Annotated in this window: 17 protein-coding genes; 1 reads left to right on the top strand and 16 read right to left on the bottom strand. The window is 70.2% G+C overall.

Translation table 11 applies throughout. The annotated features are described in order from the left end of the window. Window positions 1-16 precede the first annotated feature (16 nt). From KBY32_RS16615 to KBY32_RS16600, 4 genes are all read right to left on the bottom strand, one after another. Window positions 17-4042, bottom strand: coding sequence for an Rne/Rng family ribonuclease (locus KBY32_RS16615; RefSeq protein ID WP_210980597.1), 4026 nt, complete (start codon window positions 4040-4042; stop codon window positions 17-19). Window positions 4043-4301: 259 nt separating this feature from the next. Continuing rightward, a complete protein-coding gene (locus KBY32_RS16610) occupies window positions 4302-5084 on the bottom strand; it encodes a TIGR03936 family radical SAM-associated protein (protein ID WP_055623833.1) in 783 nt (260 codons plus the stop codon). Between the two features lie 48 nt (window positions 5085-5132). Then, a complete protein-coding gene (locus KBY32_RS16605) occupies window positions 5133-6203 on the bottom strand; it encodes a hypothetical protein (RefSeq protein WP_210980596.1) in 1071 nt (356 codons plus the stop codon). A gap of 57 nt (window positions 6204-6260) precedes the next feature. Beyond that, window positions 6261-6536, bottom strand: coding sequence for a hypothetical protein (locus KBY32_RS16600; RefSeq protein ID WP_210980595.1), 276 nt, complete (start codon window positions 6534-6536; stop codon window positions 6261-6263). Window positions 6537-6750: 214 nt separating this feature from the next. On the opposite strand from KBY32_RS16600, the gene KBY32_RS16595 reads away from it, so the two are divergent. Then, window positions 6751-7317, top strand: a complete 567-nt coding sequence (locus KBY32_RS16595; RefSeq protein ID WP_210980594.1) for a hypothetical protein — start codon at window positions 6751-6753, stop codon at window positions 7315-7317. A gap of 7 nt (window positions 7318-7324) precedes the next feature. On the opposite strand, the gene KBY32_RS16590 is transcribed toward KBY32_RS16595, so the two are convergent. The 12 genes from KBY32_RS16590 to KBY32_RS16535 all read right to left on the bottom strand — a co-directional run bounded on the left by KBY32_RS16590 (window position 7325) and on the right by KBY32_RS16535 (window position 23599). Then, the gene (locus tag KBY32_RS16590) at window positions 7325-7765 is read right to left on the bottom strand and encodes a hypothetical protein (RefSeq protein WP_210980593.1); all 441 of its coding nucleotides are present in this window, start codon (window positions 7763-7765) and stop codon (window positions 7325-7327) included. A gap of 306 nt (window positions 7766-8071) precedes the next feature. Further along, window positions 8072-10711: an NACHT domain-containing NTPase gene (locus tag KBY32_RS16585; RefSeq protein ID WP_210980592.1), complete on the bottom strand. Its 2640-nt coding sequence runs from the start codon at window positions 10709-10711 to the stop codon at window positions 8072-8074. Between the two features lie 122 nt (window positions 10712-10833). Continuing rightward, window positions 10834-12807, bottom strand: coding sequence for a TIGR03960 family B12-binding radical SAM protein (locus KBY32_RS16580; protein WP_210980591.1), 1974 nt, complete (start codon window positions 12805-12807; stop codon window positions 10834-10836). Between the two features lie 88 nt (window positions 12808-12895). Continuing rightward, a complete protein-coding gene (locus KBY32_RS16575) occupies window positions 12896-14398 on the bottom strand; it encodes a CYTH and CHAD domain-containing protein (RefSeq protein ID WP_210980590.1) in 1503 nt (500 codons plus the stop codon). Between the two features lie 73 nt (window positions 14399-14471). Next, window positions 14472-15671, bottom strand: a complete 1200-nt coding sequence (gene rodA, locus KBY32_RS16570) for a rod shape-determining protein RodA (RefSeq protein ID WP_055623841.1) — start codon at window positions 15669-15671, stop codon at window positions 14472-14474. After that, complete coding sequence (gene mrdA, locus KBY32_RS16565) at window positions 15668-17929, bottom strand: penicillin-binding protein 2 (protein WP_210980589.1); 2262 nt, start codon at window positions 17927-17929, stop codon at window positions 15668-15670. Before mrdA ends, rodA begins: the two co-directional genes overlap by 4 nt. A 181-nt stretch (window positions 17930-18110) precedes the next feature. Continuing rightward, window positions 18111-18782, bottom strand: coding sequence for a rod shape-determining protein MreD (mreD, locus tag KBY32_RS16560; protein WP_055623843.1), 672 nt, complete (start codon window positions 18780-18782; stop codon window positions 18111-18113). 9 nt (window positions 18783-18791) lie between these two features. Then, the gene (gene mreC, locus KBY32_RS16555; RefSeq protein WP_210980588.1) at window positions 18792-19814 is read right to left on the bottom strand and encodes a rod shape-determining protein MreC; all 1023 of its coding nucleotides are present in this window, start codon (window positions 19812-19814) and stop codon (window positions 18792-18794) included. Between the two features lie 147 nt (window positions 19815-19961). Beyond that, window positions 19962-20981: a rod shape-determining protein gene (locus KBY32_RS16550; protein ID WP_004001297.1), complete on the bottom strand. Its 1020-nt coding sequence runs from the start codon at window positions 20979-20981 to the stop codon at window positions 19962-19964. Window positions 20982-21248: 267 nt separating this feature from the next. Beyond that, complete coding sequence (gene ndk / locus KBY32_RS16545; protein ID WP_019756227.1) at window positions 21249-21662, bottom strand: nucleoside-diphosphate kinase; 414 nt, start codon at window positions 21660-21662, stop codon at window positions 21249-21251. A gap of 71 nt (window positions 21663-21733) precedes the next feature. Continuing rightward, window positions 21734-22090, bottom strand: a complete 357-nt coding sequence (locus KBY32_RS16540; RefSeq protein WP_055623845.1) for a DUF4233 domain-containing protein — start codon at window positions 22088-22090, stop codon at window positions 21734-21736. 6 nt (window positions 22091-22096) lie between these two features. Beyond that, window positions 22097-23599, bottom strand: a complete 1503-nt coding sequence (locus tag KBY32_RS16535) for a folylpolyglutamate synthase/dihydrofolate synthase family protein (RefSeq protein WP_055623846.1) — start codon at window positions 23597-23599, stop codon at window positions 22097-22099. Window positions 23600-23629: the final 30 nt, after the last annotated feature.

The following is a 23629-nucleotide window of genomic DNA, read 5'->3' as shown; positions in this document are numbered from 1 at the left end:
TGTCACACGGGACGTGTCACTCGTCGGTGGTGGCGGTGACCGTGGTCTTCTTCGCCGTCGACTTGGCCGCGGCCGTCTTGGCGGTCGTCTTGGCCGCCTTCTTGGCCGTGGTCTTCTTCGCGACCGTCTTCTTGGCCGCCGTCTTCTTGGTGGCGGCCTTCTTCGCGGTGGCCTTCTTGGCCGTCTTGCGCGCCGCCTTCTTGGCCGGAGCGGCCTCCTCGGCGCCCTCCTCGGCCGCGGCCTCCGCCTCGGCGGCTGCCTCCGTCTCGGCGGCGGGGACGACCACGACGGCCGCCTCCTCCGACGCGGTCGGCGCGGTGGCCTTGCGCACCGCACGGCGGCGCGGGCGGGCCGGGGCGGCGCTCTCGGCGGCCGGCTCGGCGGGCGCCTCGGCCTGCTCGGCCGGGGCCTCGGCGACGACCGGCTCGGCGGCCGGCTCCACCACGGGCTCCGGCGCGGTCTCGGCGACCGTCACCACGGCGGCCTCGGCCCCCGCGGGCGAACCGGCGGGCGCGGACACCTTGCGGGTGGCGCGACGCCGTGTACGGCCCTTGGGCGCGGCCTCCTCGGCAGGAGCCTCCGGCTCCCCGACGACGGGCTGCTCGACGGGCGCGGACGGCACGACCGCGTCCTCCACGGCCGCCGGCTCGGCGGTCGCCTCGGCGGCCGGCTCCGGCTGGACCGGACGGGCGATCTCCTCGGCGACCGTCACGTCCTGGGCGGTGGGAACCGCCTCGGCCCTGCGCGGCGCACCGGCCGGGGCCGACGCGCGCCGGCCACCGCGACGCCGGGAGCGACCGCCGCGCGCGGCGGCCTCCGCCTCGGCGACGCTGCTGTACAGCTCCTCGTCGGGCGCGAACGCGGGCTCCGCGAGCGCGACCGGCTCGGCCACCTCGGCGGCGACCTCGGCCTCCGTCTCCGCCTCCTCCTCGGCCGTCTCGGCCGGCTCGGTGGCGACGGACGCCTCGTGCACATGCTCGGGACCGGCACCGGCCCGCGCACGCTTCTTGCGCTTGCCGCCGCCGCCGCCGCCACCGGCGGACGTGGGCTGCTCCATGTGCACGATGACACCGCGGCCGTTGCAGTGGACGCAGGTCTCGGAGAACGACTCCAGCAGGCCCTGGCCGACCCGCTTACGGGTCATCTGGACCAGGCCCAGCGAGGTGACCTCGGCGACCTGGTGCTTCGTACGGTCCCGGCCCAGGCACTCGAGGAGGCGCCGCAGCACCAGGTCCCGGTTGGACTCCAGCACCATGTCGATGAAGTCGATGACGATGATGCCGCCGAGGTCGCGCAGCCGCAGCTGGCGCACGATCTCCTCGGCCGCCTCCAGGTTGTTCCGGGTGACGGTCTCCTCGAGGTTGCCGCCCTGGCCCGTGAACTTGCCGGTGTTGACGTCGACGACGACCATCGCCTCGGTCCGGTCGATCACCAGCGAACCGCCGCTGGGCAGCCAGACCTTGCGGTCCAGCGCCTTGGCGAGCTGCTCGTCGATCCGGTACGTGGCGAAGACGTCGACCTCGCTGGTCCACTTCTGGAGCCGCTCGGCGAGGTCGGGCGCCACATGCGAGACGTAGCCGTGGATGGTCTCCCACGCCTCGTCACCGCTGACGACGACCTTGGAGAAGTCCTCGTTGAAGATGTCGCGGACGACCCGGACGGTCATGTCCGGCTCGCCGTAGAGCAGCGTCGGCGCGTTGCCGCTCTTGGCCTTCTTCTGGATCTCCTCCCACTGCTGCTGGAGGCGTTCGACGTCGCGGCGCAGCTCGTCCTCGCTCGCGCCCTCGGCGGCGGTGCGCACGATGACGCCCGCGTCCTCGGGGACGATCTTCTTGAGGATGGTCTTCAGCCGGGCGCGCTCGGTGTCGGGCAGCTTGCGGCTGATGCCGGTCATCGAGCCCTCGGGCACGTACACGAGGTAGCGGCCCGGCAGGGAGACCTGGCTGGTCAGACGCGCGCCCTTGTGCCCGATCGGGTCCTTGGTGACCTGGACGAGCACGGACTGGCCGGACTTCAGGGCGGACTCGATGCGGCGCGGCCCGTTGGCCATGCCGAGCGCCTCGAAGTTGACCTCACCGGCGTAGAGCACGGCGTTGCGGCCCTTGCCGATGTCGATGAAGGCGGCCTCCATCGACGGCAGCACGTTCTGGACCTTGCCCAGGTAGACGTTGCCGACGTACGACGTCGACTGCTCCTTGTTGACGTAGTGCTCGACGAGCACGTTGTCCTCGAGGACGCCGATCTGGGTGCGGTCGCCGTGCTGGCGGACGACCATCACACGCTCGACGGCCTCGCGGCGGGCCAGGAACTCGGCCTCGGTGATGATCGGGACGCGGCGGCGGCCCTGCTCGCGGCCCTCGCGGCGGCGCTGCTTCTTGGCCTCCAGACGCGTGGAGCCCTTGATGGACTGCACCTCGTCGGACGGCTCGGCCTTGGGGCGGGGCTCGCGGACCTTGACGACGGTGCGCTCGGGGTCGCCGTCGCCCGGCTCGGCGTCCACGGAGCTGTCACCGGCGCGGCGGCGCCTGCGACGGCGCCGGCGGCTGCTGCTGGAGCCGGAGCCACCGGAGTCGTCGTGCGCCTCCTCGGCGTCCTCCTCCTCCTGCTCGGCGGTGTCCTCGGCGTCCTGCTCGGCCTGCGCGGCGGCGGTGTCCTCGCTGTCGCTCTCGCCCTCGGCGTCCTGCTCACCGGAGTCACCGCGACGGCGGCGGCGGCCACCGCGGCGGCGGCGCCGGCGCGACCCGGTCTCCTCGGACTCGTCGCCGTCGGCGGAGTCCTCGGCACCGTCCTCGGTCTCGTCGGACTCGTCCTCGGCGGCCGGCTCGACGGCGGCCTGCGGCTCGGGGTCCTCACCACGGCGGCGGCGCCGGCGGCGCGGGGCGACGGCCTGCTCCTCGCGGAGCTCCTCGTCGTCCTCGGTCACCACCTCGGCGGCGGCCTCGGCGGCGGCGCGCTGCGGTGTCTGGAACTGCGGCTCGGTGAAGACAGGCGCCTGGAAGACGGCCACGGCGGGCCGCGACGGACGCGGTGCCTCCTCGGCGGCCGCACCGGAGGCGGACCGCGCGGGCTCGGCGAAACCGGTGGCGGCACGCCGGACGGCGCGGCGCCGACGGCGCGGAGCGGCGTCGTCCTCGGCGGCGGCAGCGGTCGCGGCGGGGCTCTCGGTCTCGACGCCCTCGGTCACCGGGGTCTCGGCGGTCACCGGCGTCCCGGCGGTCTCCTCGGGAGCGGCCTCGGCGGTCTCCGCGGCGGCCTCCTCGACGGCGGCCGGCGCGGCCGTACGACGGGTGGCGCGACGACGCGTACGACGCGGGGCGGCCTCCTCGGCCTCGGCGTCGGCGCTCTCCGTGGATGCCTCGGCCTGGGCGGGCTCCTCGGCGGGCACCGGCGCCTCGTCGGCCGGGGCGGCCTGGACGGCCTCCGGCGCGGCGGCGGTGCGGGTGGCCCGGCGGCGCGTACGGCGCGGGGCGGGCTCGGGGGTCTCCTCGACGGCGGCGGCCTCGTGGTCCATGGCGTCGCCCTCGGTGGTCTCGGTGGCCTCGGCGTCCTGCGCCGGAGCGGGGGCCGCGGCGGGTGCGGTCACCCGGCGGGTGGCACGGCGCCGGGCGCGCGGCGGGGCCGGCTCCTCGGACACCTCAGGCACCTCGGACGCCTCGGCGACCGGCTCGGCGGCCGTCACGGGCACCACGGTCTCGGCCGCCGCCTCGGCCGCGGGCGCACCGGCGGGCGCCGACGCACGACGCACCGCACGGCGGCGCGTGCGGGCCGGAGGCGCGGGCTCCGGGGTCTCCTCGACCTCGGCGGCCTCTTCGGCCTCGGCGGTCTCCGCCTCGAGGTCGGCCTGCTCCTGATCGAGCTTCTCGGCGTCAGCGGGCGGTATGGCCGGCTCGACCACCTCCGCGGGCTGCGTCTCGGTGGCGGCGGCGGGCGGTCCCGCCGGCCGGGAAGCGGCACGGCGCCGACGACGCGGCGGCAGGGTGTCGCTCGGTGTGTTCAGTTCGGAGCCCGTTGAGGACTCTGTGGGTTCGGTCGGTTCGAGCATGCGGGCGTTTCTCCCGTCAGGCTCCCGGGCGCCGCGCCTGGTCCGGTGGTGTGCCGGTGACGTCCGCGGGTCGCGCGATACGCGACAACCGCCGTCCGGGGCGCGGGCGCCGCACGGGAGCTCTCTGTGTCCTGTCTCGCCGGTTCCGTACGCCTCATGCGCACGGCCTGGCGAAAGTCTTCTGGTCGGTGCGCTGCCCGACCCAGGTGGCTCCCGAGTACGAGGGCGGCGCTTCGACGTCCGTCCCTACGGAACTTCCTTACGCCGGCGCCGTCGCGGCGGCAGCGGTCCCGGCCTCGGTTGGGGCCGTCGCTGCCTCGCGGTCGGGCGCGAGCGGGTCGGTCACCGTGCCGGTCTCTTCATCGAACAGCCCCTGCGCCAGCCTGGTCACCGCTGCGGGGACCGGCGGCGCCAGGTCGGCCACGGCGCGGAGACCGGACAGGACGTCGTCGGGTCGTACGGCAGGCGTCACGTGCCGAACAACCAGCCGCAGTATCGCACAGGGCCGGTCCGTCGGCCTATCAGCCTGCGAACTGTGTGTTTCCGGATTCTGGACGCTCTCGAGATGGGCGACCGCGGGACGGGCGTCGAAAGTGCGTACGCCGTTCTTGGTCATGCGCTGGACCTCGACGGTCTCGGCGGCCTGGAACGCGGCGACCGCTCGCGCGGCCTCGGCCGGCTCCACCCCGTCGAGACGCAGCTCCCACACGGACGCCGTGAGCCGGTCGGCGAGCCCGGAGGTCCGGGCCTCGACCGCGTCCACGACATCCAGCCCGGCGGGCAGCGACTCGTCGAGCAGCGCCCTGAGCTGCTGCGGATCCCGCGCCTCGGTGAGCGCGATCTCCAGATACTCCGCCTCACTGCCCGTGCCGGTGGGTGCGGCATTGGCGTACGACACCTTCGGATGCGGCGTGAACCCCGCCGAGTACGCCATCGGCACCTCGGCACGGCGCAGCGCACGCTCGAAGGCGCGCTGGAAGTCACGGTGGCTGGTGAACCGGAGGCGGCCGCGCTTGGTGTAACGCAGTCGGATGCGCTGCACCGCGGGTGCGGGCGGCGGGCCTTCGGGCTGTCGCTTGCCCAGTGTCGTTCAGTCCTTCGTGAGAGCGGTCGTACTGCTACCAAGAGTACGTGTCTCGCGGCCCGGAGGTTCCCGCCGGGCCACCACCTCGCGCTGCTTCGGCTCCCCGAAGAGCAACCGGCGCATGTCGGCGCGGGCCTGCCGGGCGGACTCGCGGACCGACGCCAGGGCCTGCCGGGTCGCCCGCCCCACAGCGCGCGCGGCCTCGGCGGCGGGCCGCAGGACGACATCCCGTACGACGTGCCCGACCGGCGTGAGCACGGTCCGGTACACCCAGCGCACCGGCTCCACGAAGATCCACCGGAAGAGGGTCCCGAGAAAACGCCCGACGGCACGCGAGACGTGCCCGGCGATCCGCCAGGCGTGCCCGACGGCGTCCCCGATCTCCCGTCCGACGACGGCGAGCACCCGCCCGACCGGCGTCAGCACCCAGCGCCACAGACCCACCGCGGGCAGCACGAACAGCACCCGGAGGATCCAGTACAGACCGACCCCGATGCCGGTGGCGACGGCCTGCACGGTCCAGGCGAGCGCACGCCCGACCGGCGCGAGAATCCACGTGTACAGCCACATGGCGGGTACGACGAAGAGGTACCGCCCCAGCCAGGCCAGCGCCCCGAGGACACCGAGCCCGGCCGCCGCGAGAACCGCGCCGATCCCCCGCAGCACCCACATGACCGCCCGCCCGAAGGGCGCGAGCAGGCGCGCGTAGAGCCACACCAGACCGGCCGCCATCCCCCGGCCCACCCACGCGCACGCGTGCCCGAGCGGAGTGAGCACGTACCGGTACAGCCAGACGAGGGGGACGACGACCAGGACGTTCCCCAGCCAGGCGAGAGCCCGGCCGAGCGGCACGAGGAGATACCGCCACAGGGCGACGAACGGCCACACGAACAGGGCCCGCCCCAGAGGGCGCAGCACGGCGTCCCACAGGACGCGCCCGGCGACGACGAGCGCGTCCCACACCATCCGCACCGGCACGACCAGCAGAAGGACGACGATGCGCACGGGTATGCGAATCGCGACCACCAGGCACCCTTCGGGCTCCTGGCGCGGCGGCGGCGCTTTCTCCAGATCCATACCGGCGTAGACGCGGCGGTGGCCTGGACGGATGCACTTTTGCGCCGGCGATCTGCGTCAGTAGGAGGCGGTCCGGTTGAAGTCGGTGATGTTGAGCTTGACGCCCTGAGCGGTCTTGAGCATCGTGAACGTCTCGCCCTTGGCGGTCTGACCGGGCTGGACCGCCGTCTCGATCTCGGTCCCGTTGTCCAGCCGTGTGCCGTCCGAACCGACGGCCTCCCACTCCCACGAGTAGTCGGACTTCTCGCTGCTGTTGTTACGGATCGTCCAGGTGAGCCAGATGTTCGTGAGACCGGACGCTGAACGGTCGTCGACCTGGAAGCGCTCACCCAACTGGGGGCCACCCGCCCCGGTTCCGCGATCACCCCGCTGAGGACCACCCGCGGGCGGCTGGTTCGCCGGCATGTGCACCACCTCCTCGACGGCAGTTGCCAAGCTAGGAAGCGGCGGTCACCCCGGCGAACGGAGCGCGGCCAGTCAGGCGACGGCCGGGTTCCGATGTCAGTGCTGGTCGGTAGGGTGCGCGCAACGATTGGGAGGGGGACCCATGGGATTCTCGGGGCATCTGGTCTTCGCGCGCGGTCCACTGCGGGAGAGCCCTCTGTTCGAGGGCGTCGAGGACATCGTCGAACCGGAGGAGCGGCGCCCCGGCGGCTGGCAGACCGTCCAGCTCCGCCAGGGCACCTGGAACGCCGAACGCCTCCCCGCCCTCGTCGACTGGTCCGGCGCCCCCGCCTGCGTCGCCGACGTCTCCGACAGCGACCTGGCCCTGGTCACCGGGCTGGACACGGCCGGCCGGAGCTGGCAGGCGTGGCTGAACCTGGACGCCGTCGCCCGGCTGCTCGTGGAGGAGCCCGATGACGTGGACGACCCGATCACCTGGCTCTACACACCGGCGTTCCACGAGGCGGTCCGGCTCAAGCTCGCCGAACTCGACGAGGCGGTCCCGGAGGACGCCTCGGGCGCCCTCGCCTGGGCCACGGCGGCCGGCGTCCACCCCACGGCCGACCGCTCCGCCGTCGAACACCTGCTCCGTTCCCACGAGGTCTTCGCGGAGAACCTGTTCACGGCCCTCCTGAACCTCCTGGGCTTCCCGCCACCGACGCCCGCCTGACGGGCGCCTACGGGATGCCGGCGCCGGGTCCAGGCACCTCGTATCCGGCCGGGGCGAGCTTCATCACCAGGTGCTCCAACTGCCCGGGCACCACCGCGAGCCGGACGTCCCCGTCGGCGGAGGCGCACTCCACCACCAGGACGCGGTGGTGGAGCCGGTTCCTCTCACGCCCCTCGGCCTTCCGGATCCGCACGATCCGCGCGTCCGACGGCAGCACGGGCCCCTCGGGGCGCGACGAAGGCCGTTCCCACGACCACGTCCCCGGCGCGATCACGAAGGACCCGCGCACCCAGCGATCGGACCCCGCCGGGCTGATCCGGCAGGGAATCGCGACGCGCCGCCCGTCGACGAGCCGAGCGCTCAGCCGTCCCTGCCGCCCGTTGAGGAAGGAGGCGGCCGCCCAGGCCCCGAAGAGGACCCCGACCACCAACAACTGGACGCTTCGCATACCCGCATCCAAACAGCGCGCACCCGGAAGATCCAGAGCTCCCCCCGGCAGTTGTGCGACGGCCGTGAGCTGGTCGAGCACTCGGCGAAGGAGAGAACCCGAACAGCGCAGGCCTCGGACCCGCCATCGCCGCAGCCCACGGCGAACGCCTCGACCTGGACAACCGCCTCAGTGAGGGCTGCACATAACGCCTGCTCCTGCCTGCCCCCACGACTGCTCCGAAGGACGACGCCGACGAGGCTCACGACGTTCCGCCTGATCGCATCAGGCCGGCCCGGCACTACAGGCCACGCCCTACTGAGCCGTTCACTCGCCGGTTCGATCAGGACCGAAAACAATCTCAAGGCCTGGAGACAGCCGTTCTGCTCCAACGACCCTCGTTCCGACCGGCAATCGAAGCGTGCGGAGGGAAAAGACTTGCCGCAACGAAGTCACATCGATTTCGGGCAGAGAAGTCTCCAACGTCAACCGCGTAAGACGGGGAAAGTCGCCGAGCCACTCCCACGAACACCGCAGATCTGCCGCGATGCACAACTCCACGAGGCGATCAGCCACACAATAGCGCTTGATATCCTCTGGGCTGATGGACGACGCTATCTTCACCAGCGACCTTCCACCGAACCTTCGCAGGGCCTTGAGTTCACGACTGCTTGAAACTACGAAGTAAAAGTCATCCTCCTGCAAATGGGCGATGACTTCTTCAGCGTAGCGGTCAGTGTCGAAGCGACTCCAGGCCAGAGCCAGTTCAGCACGCACCCGTAAGTCATCTACGGCCCGGAAACGAGCCAGTACGGAAATAGCCGCATCGGTCCCGACCCGAACAGCGGTCAGGACAGTGAAGTAGGCTTCGTCCGAAGTGATACCTTCCGGGCCTTGCAGCAGTTCGAGTACCACCGGACCGACATCCGCGAGCCCGCGAGCCTGAGCGATGGTACGGGGAGGGATGAGTTCCCCGGCACGCCGCTGAACTTCGCTTCGCACCAGAGGATCAAGCTCTGTGGCGTCATCCAGACACACCGCAGCCAGCAGATGGAGTCGGTGGCGAATATCCGCGGAAGAGTCACCCCGCTCGACGAGACTGGTGAGCAACCGGGTACGTTCCGCCGGGCGCGCGTGAGCCACGGCCATGCGGACGACATCCTCCCACTGGTCGAGATGGGCGTTACTCCCTAGGAAGTCGAAATCGAGGCTCTCCACGGCCGCTCTCGCTCCGAGGTAGTCCTGAAATGTTCGGTGAATGAACTGCATAGTGCCTTCAATGGGCTCTATGAGCAGTCCACTTCGGACCAGAAGATGTTGATAGACCTGCTTCACCGTGCCCTGCTCCGCGACACGCGGCATCGCCGTCAACGCTTGAGACAGCAGGTCCAGCACATCGCGTTTGTCCATCTCCGAACGACCGTTGCGGATCAACCAATAGGCCAACTTCTGGATCAGCTGAACCTGGTGGGTTTCACCGATACGCATGTCGCCGGCTTTGTAGACACCGCGCTCCCGATCTCGCCTGGACAGCAGCATGGACAGAGCCGCGTCATAGAGTTCCTTACGCCCATCGGGAAGGTACCCTCTACGGTCACGATGCAGCGCACAGATCAGTGCGCACATGAGCGGGTTGGTGGCTAGTCGGGCAAGTTCCTGCTTGGCCCGTATCGCATAGAGCAACTCCTTGCCGTACGCATCTGCGCTTCCGGCAGCCCTGTGCCAGCGTTCGACGAAGGCGGCGATGTCGTCGCGACTCATGGGCGACAGATCCAGTTCCGAGAATCCCTCTTCTGCTAGCCAGTGTTCTCGCACAGCCGAGGGGCGCGAAGTCACAAGCCAACGATTCCTGGGGTAGGAAGCGATGAGATCCTTCAACCAGATTCGGGCTTCCTCGCGTTCCCCCTCGGGCATCTCATCGATTCCGTCGACCAACATCAACCCACGCCCCGCAGTCAGAACACGGTCGTACCAGCCTGCGGGCTGGGCATGAGCGATCGGGCATCCCACGGAGGCAAGGAACTCGTCCGGGGCGGGCAGCCTTGCCCCGTTTCGGGTCAGGGACCGCAGAGGCAGTACGAACGGCACCAAGCCGTGCAGATAGAGGAGCCGCTCATCGAGGTCGTTACGAACGGCACTGACCGCCAACCACTGCACGAGAGTGGTTTTTCCAGAACCTGCCACGCCTCGCAACAGCACGCGATCTCGCCCGGCAAGGACCTTTTCAGCGGGGAGCACCAGCGGGACCTCGCCAACGACGGTCTCGGTCGCCTGTAAGCTCAAATACGCCGCATCGAGAGGCCAGGAAGCAGAAGATTCGGACAGATCAAGGCCGAAAATGGTTAGCTTGCCATGTTTTTTGGATATGTAGCGCGCATACCTTTCCTCAAAACCGCCGTCCGCGGGGGAAGGGCTCCGCATGATAAGTACGTCGATCTTCGAAGAGAGTTCTTCGATCCTGCGGCTTTGCTCAACCAATGTGCGTGGCACGAACGTGGATCTCGTGGTGAAGAAGTGCAGGATGTGCAAGCAGGCCGTATCTACGACGCTTGCATGCAGGAGAACCGCATCACTTGAGAGACCAAGTGTGGCTGCCTTGTTTCTCGACCGCAGAAGTCGCGACAGTTCCAGGTAGCCGAGCCGGACGGCTTGGACGTCGTCCATATCGATATGGCCCAGGGAGCTGAGCGAGTGTGTGACCGCGTTCACCACCGCACGTTGCTCGTAACTGGCAAGGCGCTCCGAAACTCCGGTCGACTGCGCCGCGCGATCCACCAACTCCTCTGCGACCTTGTGGAGATCAGAGTCTGAGAGAGTCCGCTTCTCTCCCCGAAATGAAACCAGTTGGGAGATGCGCACGGGGCGGTCCACCAGACCTGCACCGGGGCCGTCCACCACGAACAGCTTCTTCACCAACGGGACAACGACACTCGATGCGAGTCGAGCACCAATGCTCACCGGTTCCATGATGCTTCAGCATAGAACTCCGAGGCCGAGCATGGCCGTTGAACGCACGACTGGGTGGCCGGGGCCGCATGCGGCGAACCGGCCACCCTCACGGTCGGAGAGGTGTCGGGGCCTCGCCCACCTCAGTGCGAGTGACCGCCCGGCGCCGGCGCCGCGTTCTTCACCGTCAGCGGCAGCAGCTTCTTGCCCGTCGGGCCGATCTGGATGTGGGTGTCCATCTGAGGGCACACGCCGCAATCGAAGCACGGCGTCCAGCGGCAGTCCTCGACCTCCGTCTCGTCGAGGGCGTCCTGCCAGTCCTCCCAGAGCCAGTCCTTGTCGAGGCCGGAGTCCAGGTGGTCCCAGGGGAGGACCTCCTCGTACGTGCGCTCGCGCGTCGTGTACCAGTCGACGTCGACGCCGAAGGGGGCCAGCGCCTTGTCCGCGCAGGCCATCCAGCGGTCGTAGGAGAAGTGCTCGCGCCAGCCGTCGAAGCGGCCGCCGTCGTCGTAGACCGCGCGGATGACGGCGCCGATGCGGCGGTCGCCGCGGGAGAGCAGGCCCTCGACGATGCCGGGCTTGCCGTCGTGGTAGCGGAAGCCGATGGAGCGGCCGTACTTCCTGTCGCCGCGGATCTTGTCGCGGAGCTTCTCGAGGCGGGCGTCCGTCTCCTCCGCCGAGAGCTGCGGGGCCCACTGGAAGGGGGTGTGGGGCTTGGGGACGAAGCCGCCGATCGAGACCGTGCAGCGGATGTCGTTGGAGCGCGAGACCTCTCGGCCCTTCGCGATCACCTTGGTCGCCATGTCCGCGATCTGCAGGACGTCCTCGTCCGTCTCCGTCGGCAGCCCGCACATGAAGTACAGCTTCACCTGGCGCCAGCCGTTGCCGTACGCCGTGGCGACCGTGCGGATCAGGTCGTCCTCCGAGACCATCTTGTTGATGACCTTGCGCATGCGCTCGGAGCCGCCCTCGGGGGCGAAGGTGAGGCCGGAGCGGCGGCCGTTGCGCGTCAGCTCGTTCGCCAGGTCGACGTTGAAGGCGTCCACGCGGGTGGAGGGGAGGGAGAGGCCGATCTTGTCTTCCTCGTACCGGTCCGCCAGGCCCTTCGCGATGTCGCCGATCTCCGAGTGGTCGGCCGAGGAGAGGGACAGCAGGCCCACCTCTTCGAAGCCTGTCGCCTTCAGGCCCTTTTCGACCATGTCGCCGATGCCCGTGATCGAGCGTTCACGGACCGGGCGGGTGATCATGCCGGCCTGGCAGAAGCGGCAGCCTCGGGTGCAGCCGCGGAAGATCTCCACGGACATGCGCTCGTGGACGGTCTCGGCCAGCGGCACGAGGGGCTGCTTGGGGTAGGGCCACTCGTCGAGGTCCATGACGGTGTGCTTGGAGACCCGCCACGGGACGCCCGACCTGTTGGGGGCCACGCGGGCGATCCGGCCGTCGGGGAGGTACTCGACGTCGTAGAAGGCCGGGATGTAGACCCCGCCGGTCTTCGCCAGCCGGAACAGGACCTCCTCGCGGCCGCCGGGCCGGCCCTCGGCCTTCCACTCGCGGATGACGCGGGTCATGTCCAGGACGGCCTGCTCGCCGTCGCCGATGACGGCGGCGTCGATGAAGTCGGCGATCGGCTCGGGGTTGAACGCGGCGTGTCCGCCGGCCAGCACGATCGGGTCGTCCATCGTGCGGTTCTTGGACTCCAGCGGGATGCCCGCGAGATCCAGGGCGGCCAGCATGTTCGTGTAGCCGAGCTCGGTGGAGAAGGACAGGCCGAACACGTCGAACGCCTTCACCGGGCGGTGGCTGTCCACCGTGAACTGCGGGACGTGGTGCTCCCGCATCAGGGCCTCCAGGTCCGGCCACACGCTGTAGGTGCGCTCGGCGAGGACGCCCTCCTGCTCGTTCAGGACCTCGTAGAGGATCATGACGCCCTGGTTGGGCAGCCCGACCTCGTAGGCGTCGGGGTACATGAGCGCCCAGCGGACGTCGCAGGACTCCCACGGCTTGACCGTGGAGTTGAGTTCTCCGCCGACGTACTGAATCGGCTTCTGCACATGCGGGAGCAGAGCTTCGAGCTGCGGGAACACGGACTCGGCGGCCGCAGCGGTTTCGGCAGACATCTCGCGAACCTTCGTGAGCTGGACTGAACTGACAGGGGTGACCATCTAGCGTAACGCGGCGCCGGACCCCCTCAGCACGCCCGATGGCTCACAGGGCGTCCGCCCCGTGCTTCGCCCCGTCCCAGAATCCGGGCAGCTCGGCCTCCACGGCGGCCGCCCGCTGCTCCTCCCGTCCGTACAGCAGTCCGAAGGTGAAGGCGCTGTGGCCCGCGGCGTGCGCGCCCGCGGCCAGCTCGCGCAGGGTCTGGCGGGCCATGACGCTGTCCTGGTGCTCGCCCAGCAGGTTCTGCAGGGCCTTCATGGACTTGACCAGGTCCTTGGCGGGGCCGTCGAGGGCCGGTACGGCCGCCTCCGCCGCGTACCGGGTCCGCTTGGTCTTCTTGCGGGCCTCGTGAATGGCCACGTCGCGCTCGGCGCCGGGCTCCAGGTCCAGGGCCTGCCGCACCAGCGCGGCCACCTTGCCGAAGTCCTTGCGTACGGCCTTGCCGAGCACCTTGGCCGGCTTCTTCCCGGCGGCCTTCAGCAGCGGCGGGTCGGCGAGCACGCCGTCGAGCGCGTCGAGCAGCGCCAGATAGCGACGGGAGTCGAGGACGCCGATGAGCCGGGCGCTCGCACCGCCGGGCCGCTCCCCCGCCCAGCTGCTCAGCCGCTCGGCGACGGGGCCGGCGACCAGGGAGGGCGGCACCTCGGCGAGGGCGGCGGAGAGGCGTTCGTTCAGGACCTCCCGGTCCCGGTCCACGCCGAGCTCACCGGCCAGCCATTTCAGCTCGTCGGCGATCGGGTCGGTGACGGAGCGGTCGAGGACCTTGCCGAAGGACTTGAAGGCGCTGCGGGTGCGGCGGGTGGCGACGCGCATGCTGTGCACGGAGTCCTCGGCGTCCTGGCGCACGCCGGGGTCGAGGGCGACGATCGTGTCGCGCTGGGTGCGCAGATAGGCGAGGACGTGGTCGCCCGCGGTCCCCGACGGCTCTGGGGACACGGCGGCGAGTGGCTTCGGCGCCGTCTCGGCCAAGGCGCGGGCCAGCTTGGACGGCGACGCGGACGGCCGTACGCCCGCCTTGCGCAGCTTTTTCTCGATCTGGTCGAGCAGGGCGGGGTCGCCGTCGTCGGCCAGTTCCACCTCGATCTCGGTCCACTGGGTGCGGCCGCCGCCTCCGGTGAGCCGCTCGGCACGGACGGCGTCGACGCTGATCTCGGCGAGCACCCGCCCGTCGGCGTCCACGAGGTCACGGGCGTCGCGGTCGGATCGCAGCCGGATCACCGGCACCAGCTGGGCGGTGCGGACCCGTGAGCGGACCAGGGCGGCGAGGTCGTCGGGAAGCGTGTCGGAGAGCGGGGCCTGGATCTCGTCGCGGACGCCGGGGGCGACGGGGAATTTCAGATGCCAGCCGGCGTCGGAGCCGCCGGTGCGGCGCCGGAGGGTGACCGACGCTCTGGCGAGGCGTTCGTCGGTGGTGTCGTAGTAGGTGGCGTCCAGGTGCGCGACACCCTTGTCGATCACGGCCGCGACCCCGGCGACACCGGTCAGGTCGGGCAGGCCGCTGTCGTCGGACTCGTACTTCCGCTCGATCTCGCGCTTGGTGTCCGCCATGAACCGAATGTAAGCGGAGACCGGGTGCGGCGACAGATTCTGCCGGCCCCGAACCGCCCGGTACAAGGGCGGCTCAGGCCGACATCGGGCGTTGCACCCGGATGGACTGGAGCAGTCCGACCGCCACCCAGACGGCGAACATCGACGATCCTCCGTAGGACACGAACGGCAGCGGCAGACCGGTGACGGGCATGATCCCGAGGGTCATCCCGACGTTCTCGAACGACTGGAAGGCGAACCAGGCGACGATGCCCGCCGCGACGATCGTCCCGTACAGCTCGGTGGTCTCGCGGGCGATACGGCAGGCCCGCCAGAGGATGATGCCGAGCAGCAGGATGATCAGTCCGCCGCCGACGAAGCCGAGCTCCTCCCCCGCCACCGTGAAGACGAAGTCGGTCTGCTGCTCGGGGACGAACTGGCCGGTGGTCTGCGAGCCGTGGAACAGCCCCGACCCGGTCAGACCGCCGGAGCCGATCGCGATGCGCGCCTGGTTGGTGTTGTAGCCGACGCCGGCCGGGTCGAGCTCGGGGTTGGCGAAGGCGGCGAAGCGGGCGATCTGGTAGTCGTCGAGGACGCCGAGCTGCCAGACGGCGATCGCGCCGCTGGTGCCCGCGCCGATGAGCCCGAAGACCCAGCGGTTGGAGGCGCCGGAGGCGAGCAGCACCCCGAGCACGATGATGACCATGACCATGACCGAGCCGAGGTCGGGCATGAGCAGCACGATCAGCATGGGTACGGCGGCCAGGCCGAGGGCCTGCACGACCGTGCGGTGGTCGGGGTACTGCTTGTCGCCCGCGTCGACGCGCGCGGCCAGCAGCATCGCCATGCCCAGGATGATCGTGACCTTGACGAACTCCGAGGGCTGCAGCGAGAAGCCGCCGGGGAGCTTGATCCAGGAGTGGGCGCCGTTGATGGTGGAGCCCAGCGGGGTGAGGACCAGCAGGATCAGGAAGACGGAGAGGCCGTAGAGGATGGGCACGGCCGTGCGCAGGGCGCGGTGGCCCAGCCATACGGTCCCGACCATGAGGGCGAGGCCGATCCCCGTGTTCAGCAGGTGCCGGACCAGGAAGTAGTACGGGTCGCCCTGGTTGAGCTCGGTGCGGTTGCGGGTCGCCGAGTAGACCAGGACAGAGCCGAACAGCGACAGGGCGATCCCGGCCAGCAGTATCGGCCAGTCCAGCCGGCGGGCCAGCGAGTCACGGGCGAGCAGGCGGGACAGGCCCGCCCGCTGCGGCCCGTAACCGGAGACCTGGAAGCTGTTGGCGCCGGTCATGTGAGCATCCTCCGGCTTCCCCGCCTGCGGTTCCTGCGCCGCCGGCGCCGGGTGTCACGGTTCTCGGGCGACTGGGTGGACACGGTCCCGGCGAGCTGCTGCGGGTCCGGTTCGGTCTCGTTCTTCTGGGTGGCGCGCTGCTCCTTGGCCGGGTCCTTGGAGACCTTCGGCGAGGAGATGGTGCCGTCGGTGCGGACCTTCGGCAGCTTCTTCTGCGGGCTGGGCAGCAGCGCGTTCTTCTTGTCGATGGTGCCGTCGTCGGCGACGCCGTACAGGGCGTCGTAGATGTTGCGGACGGCGGGGCCGGAGGCGCCGGAACCCGTACCACCCTGGGAGATCGTCATGACGACCGAGTAGTCCTTGGTGTACGTCGCGAACCACGAGGTGGTCTGCTTGCCGTAGACCTCGGCGGTACCGGTCTTGGCGTGCATGGGGATCTTGTCCTGGGGCCAGCCGACGTCGGCGAACCGCCAGGCGGCGGTACCGCGGGTGGCGACGCCGGCGAGGGCGTCGTCCATCTCGGCGAGCGTCTTACGGCTTATCGGCAGCTTGCCGTGCGACGTGGGCTTGATCTCCTCGACGGTCCTGCCGTCGGCGCTGAGCACGGCCTTGCCGACGGTGGGGTCGTAGAGCGTGCCGCCGTTGGAGATGGCGGCGTAGATCGTGGCCATCTGGATCGGGGTGACGAGGGTGTCGCCCTGGCCGATGGAGTAGTTGACGGAGTCACCCGCGCGCAGCCGGTTGCCTTCGAGGCAGTTCTCGTAGGCGATCTGCTCGGCGTAGGAGCCGCCCTTCTTGCCGTACTTGCACCAGGCGTCCTTGTTGGCCTTCCAGTAGTCCTGCTTCCACTTGCGGTCGGGGACGCGGCCCGTGACCTCGTTGGGCAGGTCGATACCGGTCTCGGCGCCGAGGCCGAACTGGTGGGCGGTCTTGTAGAACCAGTCCTTGGCGTTCTTCTTCGGCTTGGTGCCGCCGTCGCGCTTCCACTCCTGGTGGGAGAGCCGGTAGAAGACGGTGTCGCAGGACACCTCCAGGGCGCGGCCGAGGCTGATGCCGCCGTGGCTCTGGGACTCGAAGTTCTTGAAGACCTGGCCGCCGATCGAGTACGAGCTGGAGCATTCGTAGGGGCCGTCGAAGGAGTACCCGGCGTTGACCGCGGCGGCGGTCGGGATGACCTTGAAGATCGAGCCGGGCGCCGACTGGCCCTGGATGGCGCGGTTGAGCAGCGGGTAGTTGGAGGACTTGCCCGTGAGCTGCTTGTAGTCCTTCGCGGAGATGCCGCCCACCCAGGCGTTGGGGTCGTAGGTGGGGTTGGAGGCCATCGCGACGATGCGGCCGGTCTTGGCCTCCATCACCACGACCGCGCCGGAGTCGGCCTTGTACGGCTCGTTGGTGTTGCGGTCCCACTCCTTGCGGGCCTGCTTCATGGCCTCGTTCAGCTCGTACTCGGCGACCCGCTGGACGCGGGCGTCGATGCTGGTGACGAGGTTGGCGCCGGGCTGGGCGGGGTCCGCCTCGGCCTCGCCGATGACCCGGCCGAGGTTGTCGACCTCGTAGCGGGTGACGCCGGCCTTGCCGCGCAGCGCCTTGTCGTACTGCCGCTCGAGGCCGGAGCGGCCGACCTGGTCGGAGCGCAGATACGGGGAGTCGGTGTCCTGGGCCTGCTGGAGTTCCTGGTCGGTGACCGGGGAGAGGTAGCCGAGGACCTGGGCGGTGTTGGCGCCGCCGGGGCTCGGATACCGGCGCAGGGCCTGGGGTTCGGCGGTGATGCCGGGGAAGTCCTCGGCGCGCTCGCGGATCTGGAGGGCCTGCTTGGGGGTGGCCTCGTCGGTGATGGGGATGGGCTGGTAGGGCGAGCCGTTCCAGCAGGGCTGGGGGGTCTTGGAGTCGCAGAGGCGGACCTTCTCCATGACCTCGGCGGGCTTCATGCCGAGCACGCCGGCCAGCTTGGTGAGGACGGCCTTGCCGTCGTCGGGCATTTTCAGCAGGTCGGTGCGGGAGGCGGAGACCACGAGCCGGGTCTCGTTGTCCGCGAGGGGCACGCCGCGGGCGTCGAGGATGGAGCCGCGGACGGCGGGCTGGACGACCTGCTGGACGTGGTTGCCCGACGCCTCCTTGGCGTAGGCCTCGCCCTCGCGGATCTGGAGGTACCACAGGCGTCCGCCGAGGGTGCCCAGGAGGGAGAGGACGAGGATCTGGATGACGACGAGCCGGATCTGGACGCGGGGCGTCCGGCCGGTCTCGGGAATGTTGCTCACTGCGGCTGCCTCCCCCTCTCCCTGTGTGGGCCGGTGTGCGTGGGCCGATGCGCGTCGGCCGGCGCGATGACGGACGTCTGTGCGGATCGTCCGTACGGCTGTGGGTGTACGAGTGTGGAACGTCCCGTCCGCGAGCCGGGGTTCCCTTCCGGCTCACCCGTCCGGGTGAACTCCGCTGGCCTCACAGGCGCTTGACCCCCTTGATGCGCCCGGCGCGTGCCGTGCGCGCCCGGGCCGCGCGGACCTTCAGGCCGCCCCGCTGGCCGCCGATCCGCAGACCGGTGCCGCCGGAGAGCCAGCCGGAGGAGATGTCGGCCTTCTTGGCCTGGGTGCTGGTCTCGGCGAGCGGGTCGTTCTCCGCGCGCCGGGCCAGCGCCATGATCCCGGGGACGACGAACGGCGCGAGCAGCAGGTCGTAGAGCGCCGCCGTGAACAGGAGGCTGCCGAGGCCGACATGACGGGCGGTGGTGTCGCCGACGAGCGCTCCGACGCCCGCGTACAGCAGCGTCGTGCCGAGCGCGGCGACGACCACGACGACCATGGGTCCGGTGGCCGACTTGAGCTTGCCGTTGTCCGGTTTGAACAGGCCGGCCAGATAGCCGATGACGCACAGCACCAGCGCGTAGCGGCCGGCGGCGTGGTCGGCGGGCGGGGCGAGGTCGGCGAGCAGACCGGCGCCGAAGCCGATGAGGGCGCCGCCGACATGGCCGTAGACCAGGGCGAGGCCGAGGACGGTCAGGAGCAGCAGGTCCGGGACGGCGCCGGGCAGATGGAGCCGGGCGAGGACGCTCACCTGGACGACCAGGGCGACGACGACCAGGGAGGTGGAGAGCAGGATCCGGTTGACGCGCATGAGCAGCTCCTACTGGTCTTGCTCGTACTGGTACTGGTCGTCGGCGCGGGGCCGCAGGCCCCCGGCCAGGGGCTGGTCCTGGGCGTCGCCCTGCTGTTGCTGCCCGTCGCCCTCCGGCACCTCGGCGCCCGGCGTCACGGTGACCGTGACGGTCGGCGTGGGCTTCGGCTTCGGCTTGGCGGGCAGCACCGTGTCGCGCGGGTCCTTCTTCGGCGCCTGGACGACGACGCCCACGACGTCGAGCTTGGAGAAGCCGACGTACGGCGTCACGTACAGGGTGCGGGTCAGACCGCCGCCGGACGGGTCGACGCGGGAGACGACTCCGACGGGGACGCCGGGGACGAACGGCTTGTCGGCCTGCGAGCCGAAGGTGACGAGCCGGTCGCCCTTCTTCACCTCGGCCTTGCCGTTGAGGAGTTCGACCCGCAGCGGGCGGTCGCCCTGTCCGGAGGCGAAGCCGAGTTCGTCGGTGGACTCCATACGGGTGCCGACGGTGAAGTCGGGGTCGTTGGCGAGCAGGACCGTCGCCGTGTTGGGGCCGACGGTGGTGACGCGGCCGACCAGTCCGTCGCCGTTCAGGACGGTCATGTCGCGTTCGATGCCGTCCTCGGCGCCGGCGTCGATGGTGATGGTCCAGGAGAAGCCCTGGGCCGCTCCTATCGCGATGACCTGGGCGCCCTTGATGCCGTACTGGCCCTCGCCGGCGACCTTCAGCATCTTGTCGAGCTGCTTGAGGCGGCTGCGGTTGCGGTCGTCGCTGCCGAGCTTCGCCTTGAGGGCCGCGTTCTCCTGCTCCAGGCGCGCGAGCCGGTCGTGGCGCTCGCCGGAGTCGCGGATGGCGGCGACCGCGTTGCCGACCGGGTTCACCGCGGACGACACACCGTCCTCCACCGGGCCGAAGACGGTGGCGGCGGCCTGGCGGGCACCGTCGACCGGGGAGTCCTCACCGCCGCGGATGTCCACCGTGATCAGTGCGAACGCGATGGCGACCAGCAGCACCAGGAGCAGCCGGCTCTCTCGTGTGTCCCTCACGTGCGGCGGCCGTGCCCTTCCTCATTGGAATGTGCGGGGGTTGGGGTGTTCAGCTGTGGGGAGGCATATGCGCGAGCTTAAGCCTCCGAATCAACGATCCGCCGCACGAGAGGCGGTCATCTCGTACGGCGGAACGAAAGCGTTACGTCATCTGCGCGGCTGGGCGTCGAGCACCTGCTGCAGCGCCTCGAACTCCTCGACGCACTTGCCGGATCCGAGCGCCACGCTGTCCAGCGGGTCCTCGGCGATGTGGATCGGCATGCCCGTCTCGCGGCGCAGCCGCTCGTCGAGGCCGCGCAGCAGGGCGCCGCCGCCGGTCAGAACGATTCCCCGGTCCATGATGTCGCCGGACAGCTCCGGCGGGCACTTGTCGAGGGTCGTCTTGACGGCGTCCACGATGGCGTTGACCGGTTCCTCGATGGCCTTGCGCACTTCGGCCGCGGAGATGACGACGGTCTTCGGCAGTCCGGAGACGAGGTCCCGGCCGCGGATTTCGGTGTGCTCGTCGGAGTCGAGGTCGTACGCCGAGCCGATCGTGATCTTGATCTGTTCGGCCGTGCGCTCACCCAGCAGGAGCGAGTACTCCTTCTTGATGTGCTGGATGATCGCGTTGTCCAGCTCGTCGCCCGCGACCCGGATGGACTGGGCGGTGACGATGCCGCCGAGGGAGATGACCGCGACCTCCGTGGTGCCGCCGCCGATGTCCACCACCATGTTGCCCGTGGCCTCGTGGACCGGCAGGCCGGAGCCGATGGCCGCGGCCATGGGCTCCTCGATGATGTGCACCTGGCGGGCGCCGGCCTGGGACGACGCCTCGATGACGGCGCGGCGCTCGACGCCGGTGATGCCCGAGGGCACACAGACGACGACCCGCGGACGAGCCAGATACCGCCGCTTGTGGATCTTCAGGATGAAGTAGCGGAGCATCCGCTCGGTGATCTCGAAGTCGGCGATGACGCCGTCCTTCAGCGGCCGCACGGCCACGATGTTGCCCGGCGTGCGCCCGATCATCTTCTTCGCCTCGGCGCCGACCGCGAGGATGCCACCGGTGTTGGTGTTGATCGCGACGACGGACGGCTCGTTGAGTACGATCCCGCGACCCCTGACGTACACCAGCGTGTTGGCGGTCCCGAGGTCGACAGCCATGTCACGGCCGATGAACGACATTGAGTTCCCCATCAGGATTCGTCTGGCCTTCCTGGGAGCGTTTGACGGCATTTCAGGTCGGCGAAGTGGGTGCTGTGACGTGAAGGCTTCCATCGTAGACGCGCCTGCACGAACACTGCGGGAGGGTCTCCGCCATTGTCAGCAGATGGCGAGGCGCCCCGCTTCTGGAGACGGGCCATCGGGGGCACTCGTTCCCTCGATCGCCCGGCATATGCCACAGGCGGCAGATTACCTGCGGCCGCCCCTCTTGGGGAGCGGCCGGTGGGGTCAGGCTCGGCCGGGGAAGAAAATCTTGACCTCGCGCTCGGCGGACTCCTCGGAGTCGGAGGCGTGGATCAGGTTCTCCCGCACGATCACACCGTAGTCGCCGCGGATGGAGCCCGGCGCGGCGGCGATCGGGTCGGTCGGTCCGGCCAGTTGGCGCAGTCCCTCGATGACCCGCTCGCCCTCGACGATCAGGGCGACGACCGGGCCGGACGCCATGAACTCGACCAGAGGCTCGTAGAAGGGCTTGCCCTTGTGCTCGCCGTAGTGCTGCTCCAGCGTGTCCTGGTCCAGGGTGCGCAGCTCCAGCGCGGTGATCTGCCAGCCGGCCTTGCGCTCGATACGGCTGATGATCTCGCCGGTCAGGCCTCGACGGACGGCGTCGGGCTTGAGCAGGACGAGGGTGCGCTGGGTCACGGGAGGGCTCCTTCTTACTGCGTACTGCGGTGTGCGGTGGGAAGAGGTTACAGGGCGTGTCCAGGCGCCCGTTACGCAGCGTCAGGTGTGGAGGAGTCGGCCTGCGCGGCGAATCTCGCCTTCGCCTCGTCGACCTTGCGGCCGTAGTGCACCGAGGCCCACCACAGCGCCGCGAAGATGACGCCGAGCACGAACATCATGGGCACGACGAGGCCGGACGCGATGAGCGCGACCTGCAGGGCCCAGCCCAGCGCGACACCGCCGGGGCGGGTCACCAGACCGCACAGCAGCACGCACAGGAACATCGCGACGCCGCTGACCGTCCACACGGTCGCCATCGACAGGTCCGGGTCCTTCATGGCGACCAGACCGGCGAAGCCGATGACGAAGAACTCGCCGATCAGCGTCGAGGAACAGAGCGTACGCATCGGAACTCAGCCCTTCCCGAGCAGCAGCCGGGCCTCGCCGACCGTGATGACGGACCCGGTGACGAGGACCCCGCCGCCGGTGAACTCGCCCTCCTCCTCGGCCAGCGTGATCGCGGCCTCCAGGGCGTCCGGCAGCCGGGGCTCGACCTGGACGCGCTCGTCGCCGAACACCTCGACGGCGATGGCCGCGAGCTCGTCGGCGTCCATGGCGCGGTGCGAGGTGTTCTGGGTGACGACGATCTCGGCGAAGATCGGCTCGAACGCCTCCAGCAGTCCCCGGACGTTCTTGTCGCCGCTCGCGCCGACGACGCCGATCAGCCGGCTGAAGTCGAACGCCTCACCGATCGCCTCGGCGGTCACGCGGGCGCCCGCCGGGTTGTGGGCGGCGTCCAGGACGACGGTCGGGGAGCGCCGTACGACCTCCATCCGGCCCGGGGAGGAGACGGCGGCGAACGCCTTGCGGACGGCGTCGATGTCCAGCGGTTCGGCGCGGGCGGCGCCGACCCCGAAGAACGCCTCGACGGCGGCGAGGGCGACGGCGGCGTTGTGCGCCTGGTGGGCGCCGTGCAGCGGGAGGTAGACCTCGGGGTACTCGCCGCCCAGGCCGCGCAGGGTGACCAGCTGGCCGCCGACGGCGACCTGACGGGCGACGACCCCGAACTCCAGGCCCTCGCGGGCCACGGTGGCGTCGACCTCCACGGCCTTCTTCAGCAGCACCTGCGCGGCGTCCACCGGCTGCTGGGCCATGATCACGGTGGCGCCCTGCTTGACGACGCCGCCCTTCTCCCCGGCGATCTCACCGGGCGTGGAACCGAGCCGGTCCGTGTGGTCCAGGTCGATCGGGGTCACGACGGCGACGTCCCCGTCGATGACGTTGGTGGCGTCCCAGGAGCCGCCCATGCCGACCTCGACGACGGCGACGTCGACGGGCGCGTCCGCGAAGGCGGCGTACGCCATGCCCGTGAGCACCTCGAAGAACGACAGGCGGAACTCCTGCGAGGAGTCGACCATCTCGATGTACGGCTTGATGTCCTGGTACGTCTCGATAAAGCGCTCGGCGGAGATCGGGGCGCCGTCCAGGCTGATCCGCTCGGTGATCGACTGGACGTGCGGCGAGGTGTAGCGGCCGGTGCGCAGCTCGAAGGCGCCGAGCAGGGCCTCGATCATGCGGGCCGTCGACGTCTTGCCGTTGGTGCCCGTGATGTGGATCGACGGGTACGACCGCTGGGGCTCGCCCAGCAGGTCCATGAGCGCGGCGATCCGGCTGACCGAGGGCTCGAGCTTGGTCTCGCCCCAGCGGGTCGCCAGCTCCGCCTCGACCTCGCGCAGGGCCTTGTCGACCTCGGGGTCCTCGGGGCGGGCGGGCACGTCGGCCTGCGGCGGGCCGCCCTGGGTGCGCAGGGTGCGGCTGCCGGCCTCGATGACGGCGAGGTCGGGGTCGCGGTCGGTCTCCTCCGCGATGATCTCGTCGAAGGAGTCGAGGGGGTCGGGCTCGTTCTGGTCGCTCACGGGGCCAGTCTACGGAGGCGGACCTCCCGA

The organism is Streptomyces sp. RK62, assembly GCF_018070255.1.
Classification (GTDB): Bacteria; Actinomycetota; Actinomycetes; order Streptomycetales; family Streptomycetaceae; genus Streptomyces; species Streptomyces nigra.
Note: the sequence above shows the minus strand (reverse complement) of the source record. Positions and strands in the feature narration are given on the sequence as shown.